Origin of the sequence: Paraburkholderia sp. BR10936 (assembly GCF_040965735.1) — a bacterium.
GTDB classification, from domain to species: Bacteria; Pseudomonadota; Gammaproteobacteria; order Burkholderiales; family Burkholderiaceae; genus Paraburkholderia; species Paraburkholderia nodosa_A.
In genome coordinates, this window is record NZ_JBFRCM010000070.1 from 1 (window position 1) to 540 (window position 540).

Annotated in this window: 1 protein-coding gene; it reads left to right on the plus strand. The window is 65.7% G+C overall.

The features are described 5' to 3' along the window. A partial coding sequence (locus AB4Y36_RS40450) for an efflux RND transporter permease subunit (RefSeq protein ID WP_368685936.1) occupies positions 1 to 540 on the plus strand: 540 nt, incomplete at both ends.

Genomic DNA, 540 nt, shown 5'->3' on the forward strand with positions numbered 1-540 from the left:
AGTCGCTCAACGGCGTGTCGGTCGTGAAGGTGTTCTTCCATCCTGGCGCCGACATCAACCGCGCGATTGCCGAGGCCGCGTCCAACTCCGCGTCGATCCTGCGTGTGCTGCCGCCCGGCACGCTGCCGCCGAACATCATCACGTACAACGCCTCCACGGTGCCGGTGCTGCAACTGGGCCTGTCCAGCGCGACGTTGCCCGAGCAGTCGCTTTACGACCTCGGCAACAGCTTCATCCGCACGCAGCTCGCGACCGTCCAGGGCGCGGCCGTGCCGCTGCCCTATGGCGGCAAGATCCGCCAGATCATGGTGCAGCTCGATCCGAAAGCGTTGCAGGCCAAAGGTCTTGCACCCGCGGACGTCGTCAACGCCGTGAACGCGCAGAACCTCATCCTGCCCGGCGGCACGGCGAAGATCGGCTCGCGCGAATACAACGTGGAGATGAACGGCAGCACGCAAACCGTCGCGGCGCTCAACGACCTGCCCATCAAGACCGTGAACGGCAGCGTGGTGTATGTGCGCGACGTCGCGCACGTGATCG